General features: G+C 73.5%; 12 protein-coding genes. 5 read left to right on the top strand and 7 right to left on the bottom strand.

Annotated elements, in window-relative coordinates:
* Positions 1–100: 100 nt before the first annotated feature.
* Positions 101–1,129, top strand: coding sequence for a phosphatase PAP2 family protein (locus IG74_RS0129370; RefSeq protein ID WP_030683538.1), 1,029 nt, complete (start codon positions 101–103; stop codon positions 1,127–1,129).
* Positions 1,130–1,232: 103 nt separating this feature from the next.
* Here the strand turns inward: IG74_RS0129370 and IG74_RS0129365 are convergent, their stop codons facing one another.
* A complete protein-coding gene (locus IG74_RS0129365; protein ID WP_030683537.1) occupies positions 1,233–1,448 on the bottom strand; it encodes an I78 family peptidase inhibitor in 216 nt (71 codons plus the stop codon).
* Positions 1,449–1,965: 517 nt separating this feature from the next.
* Between IG74_RS0129365 and ctaD the strand changes: the two genes are divergently transcribed.
* Positions 1,966–3,657: a cytochrome c oxidase subunit I gene (gene ctaD, locus IG74_RS0129360; RefSeq protein WP_030683536.1), complete on the top strand. Its 1,692-nt coding sequence runs from the start codon at positions 1,966–1,968 to the stop codon at positions 3,655–3,657.
* Here the strand turns inward: ctaD and IG74_RS49775 are convergent.
* From IG74_RS49775 to IG74_RS0129335, 5 genes are all read right to left on the bottom strand, one after another.
* Positions 3,542–4,597, bottom strand: coding sequence for a helix-turn-helix transcriptional regulator (locus IG74_RS49775; RefSeq protein WP_078869122.1), 1,056 nt, complete (start codon positions 4,595–4,597; stop codon positions 3,542–3,544). The two genes, ctaD and IG74_RS49775, sit on opposite strands and share 116 nt — an antisense overlap.
* Positions 4,598–4,671: 74 nt before the next feature.
* Positions 4,672–5,532, bottom strand: coding sequence for a hypothetical protein (locus tag IG74_RS0129350; protein WP_234334489.1), 861 nt, complete (start codon positions 5,530–5,532; stop codon positions 4,672–4,674).
* Positions 5,529–6,794: a glycosyltransferase family 4 protein gene (locus tag IG74_RS0129345; protein WP_030683529.1), complete on the bottom strand. Its 1,266-nt coding sequence runs from the start codon at positions 6,792–6,794 to the stop codon at positions 5,529–5,531. The genes IG74_RS0129350 and IG74_RS0129345 overlap by 4 nt, the downstream gene beginning before the upstream one ends.
* 163 nt (positions 6,795–6,957) lie before the next feature.
* Positions 6,958–8,268 carry an ABC transporter substrate-binding protein gene (locus IG74_RS0129340; RefSeq protein ID WP_030683527.1) on the bottom strand — a complete coding sequence of 437 codons (1,311 nt, stop codon included), beginning with the start codon at positions 8,266–8,268 and terminating at the stop codon, positions 6,958–6,960.
* A gap of 3 nt (positions 8,269–8,271) precedes the next feature.
* Positions 8,272–8,832 (bottom strand): hypothetical protein, encoded by a 561-nt coding sequence (locus IG74_RS0129335; RefSeq protein WP_420709953.1) that lies wholly within the window; start codon positions 8,830–8,832, stop codon positions 8,272–8,274.
* Between the two features lie 153 nt (positions 8,833–8,985).
* Here IG74_RS0129335 and IG74_RS0129330 point away from each other — a divergent pair, with 153 nt between their 5' ends.
* Genes IG74_RS0129330 through IG74_RS0129320 form a run of 3 tightly spaced genes read left to right on the top strand, consistent with a single transcriptional unit; the run spans position 8,986 to position 12,927 of the window.
* Complete coding sequence (locus tag IG74_RS0129330) at positions 8,986–9,534, top strand: hypothetical protein (protein WP_030683522.1); 549 nt, start codon at positions 8,986–8,988, stop codon at positions 9,532–9,534.
* Positions 9,535–9,538: 4 nt separating this feature from the next.
* Positions 9,539–12,220, top strand: coding sequence for an ABC transporter permease subunit (locus IG74_RS0129325; RefSeq protein WP_030683520.1), 2,682 nt, complete (start codon positions 9,539–9,541; stop codon positions 12,218–12,220).
* Positions 12,217–12,927: an ABC transporter ATP-binding protein gene (locus IG74_RS0129320; protein ID WP_030683518.1), complete on the top strand. Its 711-nt coding sequence runs from the start codon at positions 12,217–12,219 to the stop codon at positions 12,925–12,927. Before IG74_RS0129325 ends, IG74_RS0129320 begins: the two co-directional genes overlap by 4 nt.
* On the opposite strand, the gene IG74_RS0129315 is transcribed toward IG74_RS0129320, so the two are convergent.
* Positions 12,902–13,522, bottom strand: a complete 621-nt coding sequence (locus tag IG74_RS0129315; protein ID WP_234334488.1) for a transglycosylase family protein — start codon at positions 13,520–13,522, stop codon at positions 12,902–12,904. The genes IG74_RS0129320 and IG74_RS0129315 overlap by 26 nt on opposite strands.
* Positions 13,523–13,542 lie beyond the last annotated feature (20 nt).

Here is a 13,542-nt window from a genome sequence, read left to right as displayed (position 1 = left end):
GGGAATACGCCGGGACCTGAGAGCAATGCCACATCACATCGTCATCACAACCCCACCGATTCGACCGGGAACGGCGCTCACTCGCTGTAACGTCGATTGGGTGCGTACCGAACGAAACCTGACCCGTCTGGACCGGCTCTTCGCCCGTCTTGACCGTGAGCCGGAACGGCCGGTTCACCTCGATGTGCCGAGGATGAGCCGGCACAGAGTCGTGCTCTTCAGCGCGACCCTGGCGTTCTACCTCGCCATCGTGGTCGCCGTCCTGGTCACCTCCTGGCTCGTGCGGTTCGACTGGCAGGTCATGTTCTTCCGGCCGTACCAGCAGTGGCCCGAGATCCACGGCTTCCTCGACTACTGGGTCGTGCTCGGCCAGCGCGGCCCCACCGCCGTGATGGTCGCGGCCTGGCTGGGCTGGCGCTCCTGGCGGCAGCACACGCTCCGCCCGCTCCTGATGTTCGGCACGGCACTGCTGCTCCTCAACGCCACGGTCGGCGCGGCCAAGATCGGCATGGGCCGCCTCGGCCCGCACTACGCCACCGTGATCGGCTCGAACGAGATGGGGCAGGGCGGCGATATATTCCCTTCGGGCCACACCGCCAACGCCGTCGTGACCTGGGGAATCCTCGCCTATCTGGCCTCGACCCCGGTGACCCGCCGCTATCTGTCGGCCCTGTCCGCCGTGGTCTCCCTGAGCGTCGGCCTCACCACCGTCTACCTGGGCACGCACTGGCTGAGCGACGTCTTCCTCGGCTGGGCCGCGGGCCTGCTCATCCTGCTCGCGCTGCCCTGGTTCGAGCCGCTCATCGCCCGGGTCGAGCCGTTCGCGCTCGGCCTCTGGCACCGCTTCCGGGCCCGGCCCCCGGTCTCCGTCGTCCCCGCCCCGGCGCTCGTGCCGCAGCGGTCCGCGGCGGGCGCGGCCCCGGCCCCGGCCGCCGGCAAGGGCCCCGGCGAGCAGCCGCCGGTGCGCGAGCCCGTCGCCGCGGGCAGGCCCCGCACCCCGGCCTACCTCGCCCCCGGCCCGCACACGGCCCGCTGCGAGCGCACCCCGGTGACCCCTGCGGGCTCCCGCCGCCCGCCGCACCCGGAGCGGGTGCGCGGCACGTCGGCCCGGCCCGTCACCGGCGCCTGACCCCCACCCCGAGACCGCGGGAACGGTACGCACGACTGACTCCCGCACTACGAAGGCCCCGGCTCCGCCAAGGAGCCGGGGCCTTCGTACGGGCGCGGCGGGCTCAGCCCTTCCAGCAGCGCTTCACCCGGCCGCCCTCGACCTCGAAGTTCAGCCGCCCCGCGAGGTACTCCATGGTGATGAACGCGCCCGGCGGCAGCGATCTGACGGTGGACCACCCGCGGGCGCGCGCCCGGCTCTCGGCTTCGGCGGCGTCGAGGCCGACGTAGGAGTCCGGAGCGTCCTGGGGCTCGGCGGGCGGGGTCGGGATGGGTGCCATGTCCGCCACGTTAGGCGGCCGATTCCCGCGGGGGAAGGCCGGAGCGGCGCACCATGCGTCACGGGTCCCCCTCCGGTCACGCTTTTGTCACAGGATCACGACGCGTGTTTCGCCCTATCCGCGTCACACGTACGAGCGGTTCCGCCCTCGGCACGGCGGAATTCCGGCCGAACTCCGAAGCTCTCGCGGCTCTCTTGAGGCACCGTCGGGAAATCCTCTCCGGCCCCGTCCGAGTTGCACCTGAAACCTTCCGCGAATACCTCCGGAAACCCTCTACGGATCCTCCGCATTCCGGATTCCCGGGCGCCGTGCGGAAGGTGACGGAGTGCAGGGGAATTCATGATTCCCCGCTCGTCCCCCGCCTGTTCCCGCACCGGCTCGCCTCCCCTCGGCTCCCGCGAGCCGGAGCGCGCCCCGGCGCCGGAGTGCCGTACGCCCCCTGTCGGAGTCGGGGGCACGCGAGCATCATGTGCTGTGCTTCGGGCAGCCCAGGACGCGACAGCGAAGGGGCAAGCGGATGGGGACGCAGACGGTGCGGGCGGTGGCGGAGCGCCCGGCGCGACGGCGGACGCGGGGCGGGATCCTTGTCGACTGGCTGACCACCACCGACCACAAGAAGATCGGCCACCTCTATCTGATCACGTCGTTCGTCTTCTTCCTGATCGCCGGCGTGATGGCGCTCCTGATGCGGGCCGAGCTGGCCCGCCCCGGGCTCCAGGTGATGTCCAACGAGGAGTTCAACCAGCTCTTCACGATGCACGGCACGATCATGCTGCTGCTGTTCGCGACGCCGACGTTCGCGGGCTTCGCCAACGAGATCATGCCGCTCCAGATCGGCTCGCCCGACGTGGCGTTCCCGCGCCTGAACATGCTCTCGTACTGGCTGTTCCTCTTCGGCGGTCTGATGGTGCTCGGCTCGCTGCTCGTGCCGGGCGGCCCGGCGGCCTTCGGCTGGTTCGCGTACGCGCCCCTCAACAGCCTGGAGCGGTCGCCCGGCATCGGCGCCGACCTGTGGATCATGGGGCTCGCCCTGTCCGGGTTCGGCACGATCCTCGGCTCGGTGAACTTCCTGACCACCATCATCGGGATGCGGGCGCCCGGGATGACGATGTTCCGGCTGCCCATCTTCACCTGGAACGTCCTGTTCACATCGGTCCTGGTGCTGATCGCGTTCCCGGTCCTCGCGGCCGCCCTGCTCGTCCTGGAGGCGGACCGGCGCTTCCACTCCGTGGTCTTCGACGCCCAGTTCGGGGGTGCGCTGCTCTGGCAGCACCTCTTCTGGTTCTTCGGGCATCCGGAGGTCTACATCATCGCGCTGCCGTTCTTCGGCATCATCACGGAGATCATCCCGGTGTTCAGCCGGAAGCCGATCTTCGGCTATCTGCCGCTGGTCGGCGCGACGATGGCGATCACCGGTCTGTCGGTGGTCGTGTGGGCGCACCACATGTTCGCCACGGGCGCGGTGCTCCTGCCGTTCTTCTCGTTCGTGTCGTTCCTGATCGCGGTGCCCACCGGGGTGAAGTTCTTCAACTGGACGGGCACCATGCTCAAGGGCTCGCTGTCCTTCGAGACGCCGATGCTGTGGGCGGTCGGCTTCCTGGTGTCGTTCCTGTTCGGCGGTCTGACGGGCGTCCTGCTCGCCTCGCCGCCGATCGACTTCCACGTCACCGACTCGTACTTCGTGGTGGCGCACTTCCACTACGTGGTGTTCGGCACGGTCGTCTTCGCGACCTTCGGCGGCTTCTACTTCTGGTGGCCGAAGCTCACCGGCAAGATGCTCGACGAACGCCTGGGCAAGATGCACTTCTGGACGCTGTTCGTGGGCTTCCACGCCACGTTCCTGGTCCAGCACTGGCTGGGCGCGGAGGGCATGCCCCGGCGGTACGCGGACTACCTGGACGCGGACGGCTTCACGGTGCTCAACACCATCTCGACCATCGGCGCCTTCCTGCTCGGCGTCTCCACGCTGCCGTTCCTCTACAACGTCTGGAAGACGGCCAAGTACGGCGAGAAGGTGGACGTCGACGACCCCTGGGGGTTCGGCCGCTCCCTGGAGTGGGCGACCTCCTGTCCGCCGCCGCGGCACAACTTCGTCACCCTGCCCCGGATCCGCTCCGAGTCCCCGGCGTTCGATCTGCACCATCCGGAGTACGCGGCGTTCCGGGCGCCGGACGACCAGGCGCGGCACCCCGGTCCAGGGCCCGACTGAGCACGTCCCTGAGCGAGCGGATCCGGTCGAGCAGCTCCACGGGCTCGACCACCTCGAACTCGAAGCCCAGGAACATCACGTGGAAGGCCAGGAACTCCAGGCTGGCCGCCCCCGTGCGCAGCAGGCAGGTGTGCTCGGTCTCGGCCTCCAGGGTGCCGTCCAGGGGCTTCACCCGCTGCGTGGCCTCCTCCAGGGAGACGAGCAGGCGGACCGTGGACTGCTCGGCGTAGGCGCGGGTCGACACGCCCGCGGAGACGTACGCGGCGAGGTCGTCGGCGGGCGGGGTGCGGGGCGCGCAGCGCGGTCCGTGCGGCGGCCGGGGCGTGATCCGGTCCACGCGGAAGGTGCGCCAGTCCTCGCGGTCCAGGTCCCAGGCGACGAGGTACCAGCGGCGCTCGGTGCACACCAGGCGGTGCGGCTCGACGACGCGGCGGCTCGAACTGCCGCCGTGGTCCAGGTAGTCGAAGCGCAGGCGTTCGGAGTCCCGGCAGACGGCGGCCAGTTCGGTGAGCACGGAGGCGTCGACGGCCTGCTGCCGGGGCGCGTGCAGCATCGGCACCGTGAAGGCGTTCAGGGCGCCGACCCGCCGCCGCAGCCTGCTCGGCAAGACCTGTTCGAGCTTGCCGAGGGCCCGCACCGAGCTCTCGCCGATGCCCTCGATGCCCTGTCCCGCGGCGGTGCGCAGGCCCACGGCGACGGCGACCGCCTCGTCGTCGTCGAGCAGCAGCGGGGGCAGCTCGGCCCCCGCGCCCAGCTGGTAGCCGCCGCCGGTGCCGGGGCTCGCGTTGACGGGGTAGCCGAGCTCGCGCAGCCGGTCCACGTCCCGGCGGATCGTGCGCGGGGTCACGCCGAGGCGCTCGGCGAGGTCAGGGCCCGACCATTCCCGGTGGGCCTGCAACAGCGAGAGCAGGCGGAGCAGTCGTGCGGAAGTCTCCAACATGCGGCCGATTCTGCCGCCTCTCGCGGACAGCTACGGTCCGCGACGGCGGAGCCCTCCTCCCGGCGCGCGTTCCCTCAGTCGCCGACGGCCGCCCGTACGCGCACCGCCAGGTCGTTGTCGTTGGTGTAGTACGGGCCGGCTTCGACCGGCCCGTCCGGGCCTTCGAGGGCCGTCACCGGGTAGGTGAAGATCGGCTTCTTGTCCGCGACGTCGTCGAGCAGCCGGGCCAGGCGCACCCGCGGCCCGCCGTCGCCCCGCGGCAGCAGCCACAGGTCCCAGGGCCCGCGCCCGCCGGCCAGGTCCTCGTACCTGAGCGTGGTCCCGAACTCCGGCCCCTCCGCCGTGACGGGGGCGCGCACGACCCGCTCGGGCTCCTTGCGGAACACCGCCTCGACGCGCGCGTCCGGGGCGAGCTCCGTGCCGTACACGCGGCCGTGCGCCGTGAGCCCGGCCTCGGTGATGCGCAGCTCGCCGGCCTCGGCGTGCGGCGCCCGCACCCAGGCGCGCACCGAGAGGTTCCCCTGCTTGGTGGCGTACGGGATGCGCACGGAGACGTGGCCGCGGCTGCCGCTCGGCGCGCGGTCGACGAGCGAGCGCAGGTCGTTGACTCCGGGCATGAGGCGGCGCGGCTCCCCGCCGTCCACCAGGGCGTACGCGTTCCAGCGGCCCTCGGCGAGCTCGACGCTGCTGGGCAGCGCGGCGCGCAGCCGCCCGTCGCCCACGGGGGTGAGCGGGAGCCGCACCTCGGCGACGGGGTCGGAGTCCCGCAGGCGCAGCAGCAGATGCGCGGTCTCCGTCTCGCCGGGGTCGGTGACGTCGAAGGTGAGACCGCCCGCGGAGTCGGCGATGCAGTCGGCCCGGGGCGGGGGCAGCTGCCCGGCCCCTCTCGCGTCGTCACTGGATCCGATGGTGTCCTGGGTGGACACGGCCGTCATGCCAAGCGCCCCTTCGTCGGTGCGGTTCTTCCGGCGTCCCGAACGGCGTACGCGCCGCCGAGCAGCGCTCCCCTGGCGCGGTGCATCGTGCCGCGCACCCGGCCGCCCAGCGAGCCGCCGCGCTGGAGCATGCCGTGGAACATCACCTCGTAGCGCTCGGCGATGCGGGCCGGGTCGAAGCGTTCGGAGTCCTCGAGCGCGGCGTCCGCCATCCGGTGGCGCAGCGCGTCGTCGTTGATGAGTTCGAGCAGGCCGCCCGCCATGGCGTCGGCGTTGCCGACCTCGACGAGACGGCCGTCGACGCCGTTCTCGATGATCTCGCCGGGGCCGTGCGGGCAGTCGGTGGCGACGACCGGGAGGCCGCAGCGCATGGCCTCGACGATGGTCATGCCGAAGGACTCCAGGCTGGAGCTGACGGCCGCGATGGAGCCCTTGGCCCACTCCGGCTCGATGGGGTGGGCGGGGCCCATGAGGAAGACGTGGTTGTACAGGCCGAGGTCGTCGATCAGCCGGCGCAGCTTCTCCTTCTGCCGGCCGCCGCCGTAGATCCTCAGGCGCCAGTCGGGGCGCTCCCTGCGCACCTTGTCGAAGGCGCGGATCAGCAGGTCGTACCGCTTGACGGGGGCGAGCCGGCCCGCGGCGACGACCCACTTGTGGGAGCCGTCGGCGGGCTCGATGCCGGGCGCGGGCACCGGGTTCGGCACGGCCTGGACGTGCACGCCGGGCAGCCGCATCCGCTTGCGGTAGTCGCGCGCGTCGGCCTCGGTCGTGGTGGTGAGGACGTCGAGGCGGGGGTAGACGCTGCGCAGCTGGAGCCGCAGCTCGTCGGAGTGGCTGTCGAGCGTGAGGTGCTCCTGGCCGACGCGCAGCACGCCGCGCCGGGTCTGCCGGGCCACGTGCACGTTCAGTCCCGGCCTGGTGCCGATGACGACGTCGGACCTGAGCGACTTGAGGTGGGCCGCGATGCGCTGGTCGGTGAGCGCGCTGTACTGCGCGTAGCGGCCCTCGGCGCTGGGGAAGACCTTGGCCGGGGTGGCGTAGGCCTCGCTGTCGCCGTCGTAGCCGGGGCTGTTCTTCCTGATGTCGACGAGGTGGCTGAGCCCGATCCGCGGGTCCGGCGCGAAGACCGGCTCGTCGCGGTGGCGCAGCACCGAGACGATCTCCACCTCGTGCTGCTCCGCGAGGGTGTTCGCCAGGTTGTACGTGGTCCGGATCGTCCCTCCGATCCCGTACGCGTTGTGAATCAGGAAAGAGATATGCATACGTACCCGTATTCCGCGTTTACCCGAGGACAGTCCGTCTCGTCCGCCTACCGAGGGGTTAGACGGGAATCTCAGGCCAAGGGTTGGGTCGAGATCCCGCCTTGTTCTTCAACGGATGCGCGATCGCAATGCGGAACGGGGAACTCCATGAGTGGTACACCGGTCATGGCTGGTAGGAGAGCTGCGGTACGTCGAAGCAGTTGGCGTTCATCTCGCCCTGTGTGACCCAGCCCTCATCGTCCTTCCAGCGGGCCACGGACACGCACGTCCGGCGCTTCCCCGGGGGCTCGGCCCGCCGCTCGTACGTCACCGGCAGGAGCAGCCCGTCGGCGTCGTAGGGCTTGCCGCGGCTCATGAAGCGGTCCACGCAGGCGCGCGTGACGTCCCCGCCGGAGGCCGCGCAGGAGCGGGCCGCGGCCGTGAACCACAGGGCCGCGGCCCAGCCCTCCAGCTGCCACTGCGAGAGCGATCCCGCCCCCTTGCCCGCCTTCTTCATGCCGTCGCGGAACGCCCGCACGGCCGGGTGGCCGGTGTCCTCGTAGTTGCGGCTGGAACCGGTGGCCCACAGGGCGTTGCGGCAGCGCGGCGCGTCCTTGTAGTCGTCGGCGACGGCAGCTGACCAGTTCTGTACGTTCGTGACCTTCGCGGTGACCTTCGCGCCCACGTCGTCCATGGCCGCGCACAGGCGCGCGTTGCCGTGCGTGTCCATCGCGTCGAAGACCAGATCGGCGCCCTGGTCCTTCAGGTCGGCCGCGACCGCGCGGAAGTTCGGCAGCGCGAAGTCGACCTGCTCGGTGACGACCTTGTAGCCCTCGGCCTCAAGACCGCGCTCCACCAGGCGCGCGTACGCCGCCGAAGCGGCCTGGTTGTAGGAGACCACGGCGGCCGTGCGGGCGCCCTGCTCGCGCTTGAAGTAGCGGTAGACCTCGGTGCCGCCGTACAGCTTGCCGCCCCAGCCCGGCTTCCCCGCGCGCGGCGCGAGGCTGCCGTAGATCCCGTACAGGTGCGGATAGGTGTCGTACGCGGAGCCGATCGGCTGGCCGCCGACGTCGGGCACGCCCGCGTCGGACACCCGGGGCGCGCCCGCGTAGTCCAGGACGGTGGTGGCCACCAGGGCGACGACCTTCTGCTCGTCGAGCAGCTTGTGCACGCACTCGTTGTTGCCGACGCCGCTGCCGCCGTCGTCGCAGGTGTGCACCTCGACCTCGCGTCCGGCGATCCCGCCGCGGTCGTTGAGGCGCTCGAAGTAGGCCTTGGCGCCGTCGCGCGGCCCGGTGAAGGCGGAGCCGCCCACGGGGCTGGTGGCGCTCGTGATGACGCCGACCCGCACCGGCGGGCCGCCGCCGTCGGGCGGCACCCCGCCCGACGGCGCGCGCCGCTCGAAGTCGCTCTCCGGCAGCCGGCTGCCGCAGGCGGCGCTCCCCAGGAGCGCCGCCACGGCGAGCACGGCCACGAGGGCCCGTCGGCGGCCCAACTCTCAGCAGCCAGGGCCGGGCGACTTGTTGCCGCTCAGCTTCACCAGCGCGCACAGCGTCTTGACGGACACCTTCCAGGTGTCGTCCTGGTTGACGGCCGTGCCGCTCGCGCTCGGCAGCGCGGTCGCGCCCTTCAAGGTCAGCGCGTACGTCACGTCGGCGTCCTTCGCCGACGTGAACTCGACCTTCGCGACCCGCGCCCGGACCTGCTTGCCGCGCTCGTCCCCGCTGAAGCTGCGCAGGACCTGACGCATCTCGGCGCCGTTCTCGAGGACGGCCTCCTTGTCCCTGAGGGAGACCGCGGGATCGAAGAACTTCTCCCAGTTCGCGCGGACCGCCTTCTCCGCGGCCGCCGGATCGGCGGGCTCGGTGGCGTCCCCGGCCTTGCTCGTCGTCTCCACGGAGGGCTGCGGCGGCGGGCTTCCGCCCTCGTCACCGCTGTCGTCACCGCAGGCCGCGACGGTCGGGACGAACAGCAGGACCGCGGCGGCCGCGAGGACGGGACTCCGCACCCGCCCCCGCCGAAGATCGCTCCCCCGCCTGGGTCCTGTCCAGAGAACCATCTGGCTCACCACCGGGTGTCGGTCCGGGCGAAGAGCGCCCGGTGCTTTCAGGGTCAGCTTCCAGAAGGCATAGTGCAAGCCATTGGCTTCCATGAACAGACCCAGGCCGGTACGGCGACCGGAAGACCAACAGACGTCTCCCAGGGGGCCTCGATGCGGGCGGCAAGGACGGACCGGACCACTCCCGCGGCGCCGCGGGCCGCCTCGCGCGCGGCCCGGCTGCGGGCGGTGCACCCGATGCTGTGGGCGGCCTTCGCCGCGCTCGCGACCGGCGCGGTCCTGTGCGTCATCGGCTGGTACGGGATCTCCGGCGAGCGCTTCGCCGAGCGGCAGCTGCCCTACCTCGCGTCCTGCACGGTGCCCGGCGCCGCGCTGATCGTGGCGGGCGCGGTGCTCCTCGCCCACGGCCGCGGCGCGCTCGCCGCGGCCCGCGTCGAGGAGCTGTACGCCCTGCTCGTGGCCGTCGAGGGCCAGGACCCGGCGGCCGCGGGGGCCGAACGGGTCACGGACCCGGTGGCGACGAGCGACGAGCTGCGCGCCGTGCCCGACGGCACGCTGTGGCACCGCGCGGACTGCCCGCTGGTCGCGGGCAAGCCGGAGGCGGTGGCCGTCGACGCCGCGGCCCCGGCGGCCGGCGGCCTGACGCCGTGCCCGATCTGCGCACCGCCGGGGCCCCGCCCGCAAGAGTCCGCGGAGGACTGACCCGGTGGCCTCCCTGAGCTACGACCTCACCCTGGCCGGGCTCTCCGTCGGCAGCGCGGCCGCCCTCACCGGCATCGGCCTCGTCGTCACCTACCGCGCGACCGGCGTGCTCAACTTCGCGCACGGCGCCATCGCGATGGTCTGCGCCTATCTACTGCGCCAGCTCACCGTCGAGTGGGGCTGGCCCCTCCCGCTCGCCGCGGCGGTGACGCTCCTCGTGGTCGCCCCCGCCGTCGGCCTGGCCCTGGAGCGCGCCGTGTTCCGCCCGCTCGCCGTCCTGGGAGGCGACCCGGCACAGACCCTGGTGGCCTCGATCGGCGTCTTCATCCTGCTCGTCGGCGGGGCCGCGCTGGTCTGGGGGCAGGGCGCGCGGGCGGACGCGCCGACGCTCGTATCGGCCGACCCCTGGGGCCAGCTCGCGGTGGCCGTGGCGCTCGTGCTCGCCGTGTGGGCGGTCACCCGCTTCACCCGCTTCGGCGAGGAGCTGCGCGCGGTGGTCGACGACCGCCGCCTCGCGGTGCTCGCCGGGATCGACGCGGACCGGGTCGCCGCGGCGGGCTGGGCCTTCGGCTCGTTCACCGCGGGCCTGACCGGCGTGCTCCTCGCCCCCTACGTCCGCCTCGACCCGTACGGCATGCCCCTGCTCGTCATGGAGGTGATGGCCGTCGCCGTGGCGGCCCGGATGCGGAACCTCCCGGTGGCCGTCGTGGTGGCGCTCGGCATCGGCGTCGCGCAGAGCCAGCTGACGCGTCTGCACCCCTCCGGCTGGGGCGAGCCCCTGCTCCAGGCGGTGGGCGCGAACCTCTTCGTGGTGGCCCTGCTCGTCGCCGCGCTCGTCCTGCCCGGCGTGGGCACCGGGGACGCGCTGCCCCGCACGGCCACCGCCCGCGTCCCCACCCCGCCCGGCGCCTGGATAGTGGCCGTGGTCCTCTTCCTGCTCCCGCTCGGCTTCGCGGGCTCGGACCTCACCACGTCCGTGCAGGTCCCCGCCCTCGGCGTCATCCTGCTCTCGCTCGTCGTCGTCACCGGCAGGGGCGGCCAGATCTCCCTGGGCCAGGCGGCGTACGCGGGCCTGGGCGCGCTGTTCACCGCGCTGCTCACCAACGGCCGCTTCCCCGGCCTGCCCGAGCTGCCCGCGCTGCCCGCCCTCGCGGTCGCCGTGCTGCTCGTCGCGCCGCTCGGGCTGCTCACCGGCTGGCCCGCCATCAGCAGACACGGCCTGGCCCTCGCCCTCGCGACCCTGGCGGTCGGCGTCGGCGTCAGCCGCTTCGTGTTCGCGCAGCCGTACGCGACGTCGGGCCTCACCCTGGAGCGGCCCGCGGGCTTCGCCGGTGACCGCGCGTACTACCTGCTGGAACTGGCCCTGCTCGGCGGCGCCCTTGTGCTCGTCGCGGCGCTGCGGCGCGGCCGCACGGGGCGGGCGCTCGCGGCGATGCGGGACCACGAGGCGGGGGCGGCGGCCGCCGGGGTCGCGGTGCGCGCCCTGAAGCTCGCGGCGTTCGTGACCGGCGCGGCGCTCGCCGCCCTGGGGGGCGGGATGCTCGGCATGGGCCTGCGGGCCTTCGACCCCGCGGCGTACGACCCGGTGCGGGGTCTGCTGTGGTTCGCGGCGGTGGTCGTGCTCGGGGCGGACAGTCTGCTCGGGGCGCTCGTCGCGGCGGCGCTGCTGGTGGGCCTCGACGCGGGGGCCCGTGGCGGGGTCGCGGCCGCGGTCGTCGGGGTGCTGGCCATACTGGTCGGGCGCTTTCCCGGGGGTCCTTACGAGGCGCTGCGCGCGGCCACGCGGCGGCTTCGGCGGCGGCCTCGGCTCACGCCGCGGGGGGTGCGGGTGCGAGGCGCGCTTGTCCCGGGCCCGGCCCTGACTCCGGCTCCGGCTCCGGCTCCGGCCCTCGATGACAGTGCTGGGCACCAGGCGCCGTGCCCACCCCTCCCCCAGCTCTCGGCTCCGCTCGAACAGGGGACGCCCCACTCGCCCTGCGGGACGATTGCCCACAGAGGGGACGCCGCCCCGGCCCTCGTCGCCGACGGGCTCTTTCTCTCCTACCGTGGATTCACCGTGTTGCGCGGGGTGTCGCTCAGCGTCGTGCCGGGGCGTGTGACCGCTGTCGTCGGGCCCAATGGGGCCGGGAAGAGCAGTCTGTTCCACTGTCTTGCCGGGACGGTGCGGCCCGATCGGGGGCGGGTGGCCTTCGGGGGGCGGGACATCACGCGGCTCGCCGCGCACGCCCGCACGCGCGCGGGCGTGGCCCGTACGTTCCAGCAGCTGGCGGTCTTCCCGACGCTGACCGTCGCCGAGAACGTCCGCGTGGGCGCCGAGCAGGGCCGGGTCCGCGACGCGGCGGCGCTCGACCGGGCGCTGCGCCTGTTCGGCCTCACGTCCGTGCGCGACCTCCCGGCCGCAGGCCTGCCGACGGGCACGCTGCGCCGCGTCGAGCTGGCCCGCGCGCTCGCGGGCGACCCGCACGTGCTGCTCCTGGACGAGCCCGCCGCGGGCCTGGACACCGGCGAGGTGGCCGCGCTCGCCCGGATCCTGCGCGCCCTGGCCGCCGACGGCACCGCGCTCCTCGTGGTCGAGCACGACCTGGACCTGGTCGCGGGCCTCGCCGACACGGTGCACGTGCTGACGGCGGGCCGGATCGTCGCGTCGGGCCCGGCGGACGAGGTGCTCGCCGGCGGGGCGCCGTGAGCCCGGCGGCACGCCCCGGCACCCTCGAACTGCGGGCCGCGCGCGTCCGCTACGGCCCCCTGGAGGCCCTGCACGGCGTGAGCGTCGCCGCCCCCGCGCCGGGCCTGACCGTCCTGCTCGGCCGCAACGGCTCGGGCCGCACCACCGCGCTGCGGGCACTGGCAGGGGCCGTCCCGCTGTCCGGGGGCGCCGTCGTCTGGGACGGCACGGACGTCACCCGGCTCGCGGCGCACGAACGCGCGCGGCGGGGCCTGTGCTTCGTACCGGACCGGCAGGCCGTCTTCGGCAGCCTCACCGTCCGCGAGAACCTGGAACTGGCCCGCGCAGGAGGCGAGGTGACGCCCGCCCTCGCGGCCTACCCGGAGCTGCGCCCGCTCCTGGCCCGCCGCGCGGGCACCCTGTCGGGCGGCGAGCAGCGCATGCTGGCGCTGTCCCGCGCGCTGCTCTCCCGCGCGCGGGTGGTCCTCGCCGACGAGCCGACCCAGGGCATGTCCCCGGCCGTCGCGTCCCGTACGTACGAGCTGCTCGGGAGCCTGGACGCGTGCGTGGTCGTCGCCGAGCAGCGGCCGCCGCCCGGGCTGCGCGGGCGCGCGGGCCGGGCGGTGGTGGCGTACGAGCTGCACCGCGGCGAGGTGGCCTTCCGCGGCGAGCTCGCGGAGCTCGGGCCGCCGGACGGCCGCGTCAGGCCTTCGGCCGCTCCGGGATGACGAGGACCGTGCCGATCGCGAGGCGGTCGGGGCGCGGCCCGACGATGTGCCGGTTGGCCCGGTAGAGGGCCTTCCAGCCGCCCTCGACCCGGTACCGCCGGGCGAGGGAGCTGAGGGTCTCGCCGCGCTTCACGACGTGCGTGCGGCCCTCGGGCAGCAGCGCCAGGTGGTCGAGGTTGGCCTCCTTGACCTTCTTCGAGCAGACGGGCCAGGCCTGCCAGCCCTGGTTGAGGAGCACCTTCCGGGCGACCTCGATCTGCTCCTCCCGGGTGGCGAGGTCCGCGCGCGGGGCGTAGGCGAGACCGCCGTGCTCCACCCAGGTGGACTGCTTGAACTGCAGCCCTCCGTAGTAGTTGTTGCCGGTGTTGATGTGCCACCGGCCGCTGCTCTCGCACTCGGCGAGACAGTTCCACGGCCCGCCCGCGCGGGAGCAGTCGTACAGGTACGTGGTGGCGGCCGGGCCCGGCCGTGGCGGCGGGGGCGAGGCCACCGCGGCGGACACGGCGACCGAGGGCGCCGCGAGCGCCAGGGCCGCGGCGGCGAGCGACGTCACGAACCTCGGCCGTCTGTTCGACATCGGGTGCGTCGAGTGCATCGGGCCACGTTACGCAGGTC

The organism is Streptomyces sp. NRRL B-1347, from assembly GCF_000720325.1.
GTDB lineage: Bacteria > Actinomycetota > Actinomycetes > Streptomycetales > Streptomycetaceae > Streptomyces.
The sequence above is the reverse complement of the archived record's forward strand: the minus strand, read 5'-3'. Positions and strand labels throughout refer to the sequence as shown.

What these genes read in the sequence shown, in the direction of transcription:
- IG74_RS0129335 (WP_420709953.1), bottom strand. Translation starts at nt 8,832, where the DNA reads ATGGTTCTCTGGACAGGACCCAGGCGGGGGAGCGATCTTCGGCGGGGG.
- IG74_RS0129330 (WP_030683522.1), top strand. Translation starts at nt 8,986, where the DNA reads ATGCGGGCGGCAAGGACGGACCGGACCACTCCCGCGGCGCCGCGGGCC.
- IG74_RS0129350 (WP_234334489.1), bottom strand. Translation starts at nt 5,532, where the DNA reads ATGACGGCCGTGTCCACCCAGGACACCATCGGATCCAGTGACGACGCG.
- IG74_RS49775 (WP_078869122.1), bottom strand. Translation starts at nt 4,597, where the DNA reads ATGTTGGAGACTTCCGCACGACTGCTCCGCCTGCTCTCGCTGTTGCAG.
- IG74_RS0129365 (WP_030683537.1), bottom strand. Translation starts at nt 1,448, where the DNA reads ATGGCACCCATCCCGACCCCGCCCGCCGAGCCCCAGGACGCTCCGGAC.
- IG74_RS0129315 (WP_234334488.1), bottom strand. Translation starts at nt 13,522, where the DNA reads ATGCACTCGACGCACCCGATGTCGAACAGACGGCCGAGGTTCGTGACG.
- ctaD (WP_030683536.1), top strand. Translation starts at nt 1,966, where the DNA reads ATGGGGACGCAGACGGTGCGGGCGGTGGCGGAGCGCCCGGCGCGACGG.
- IG74_RS0129345 (WP_030683529.1), bottom strand. Translation starts at nt 6,794, where the DNA reads ATGCATATCTCTTTCCTGATTCACAACGCGTACGGGATCGGAGGGACG.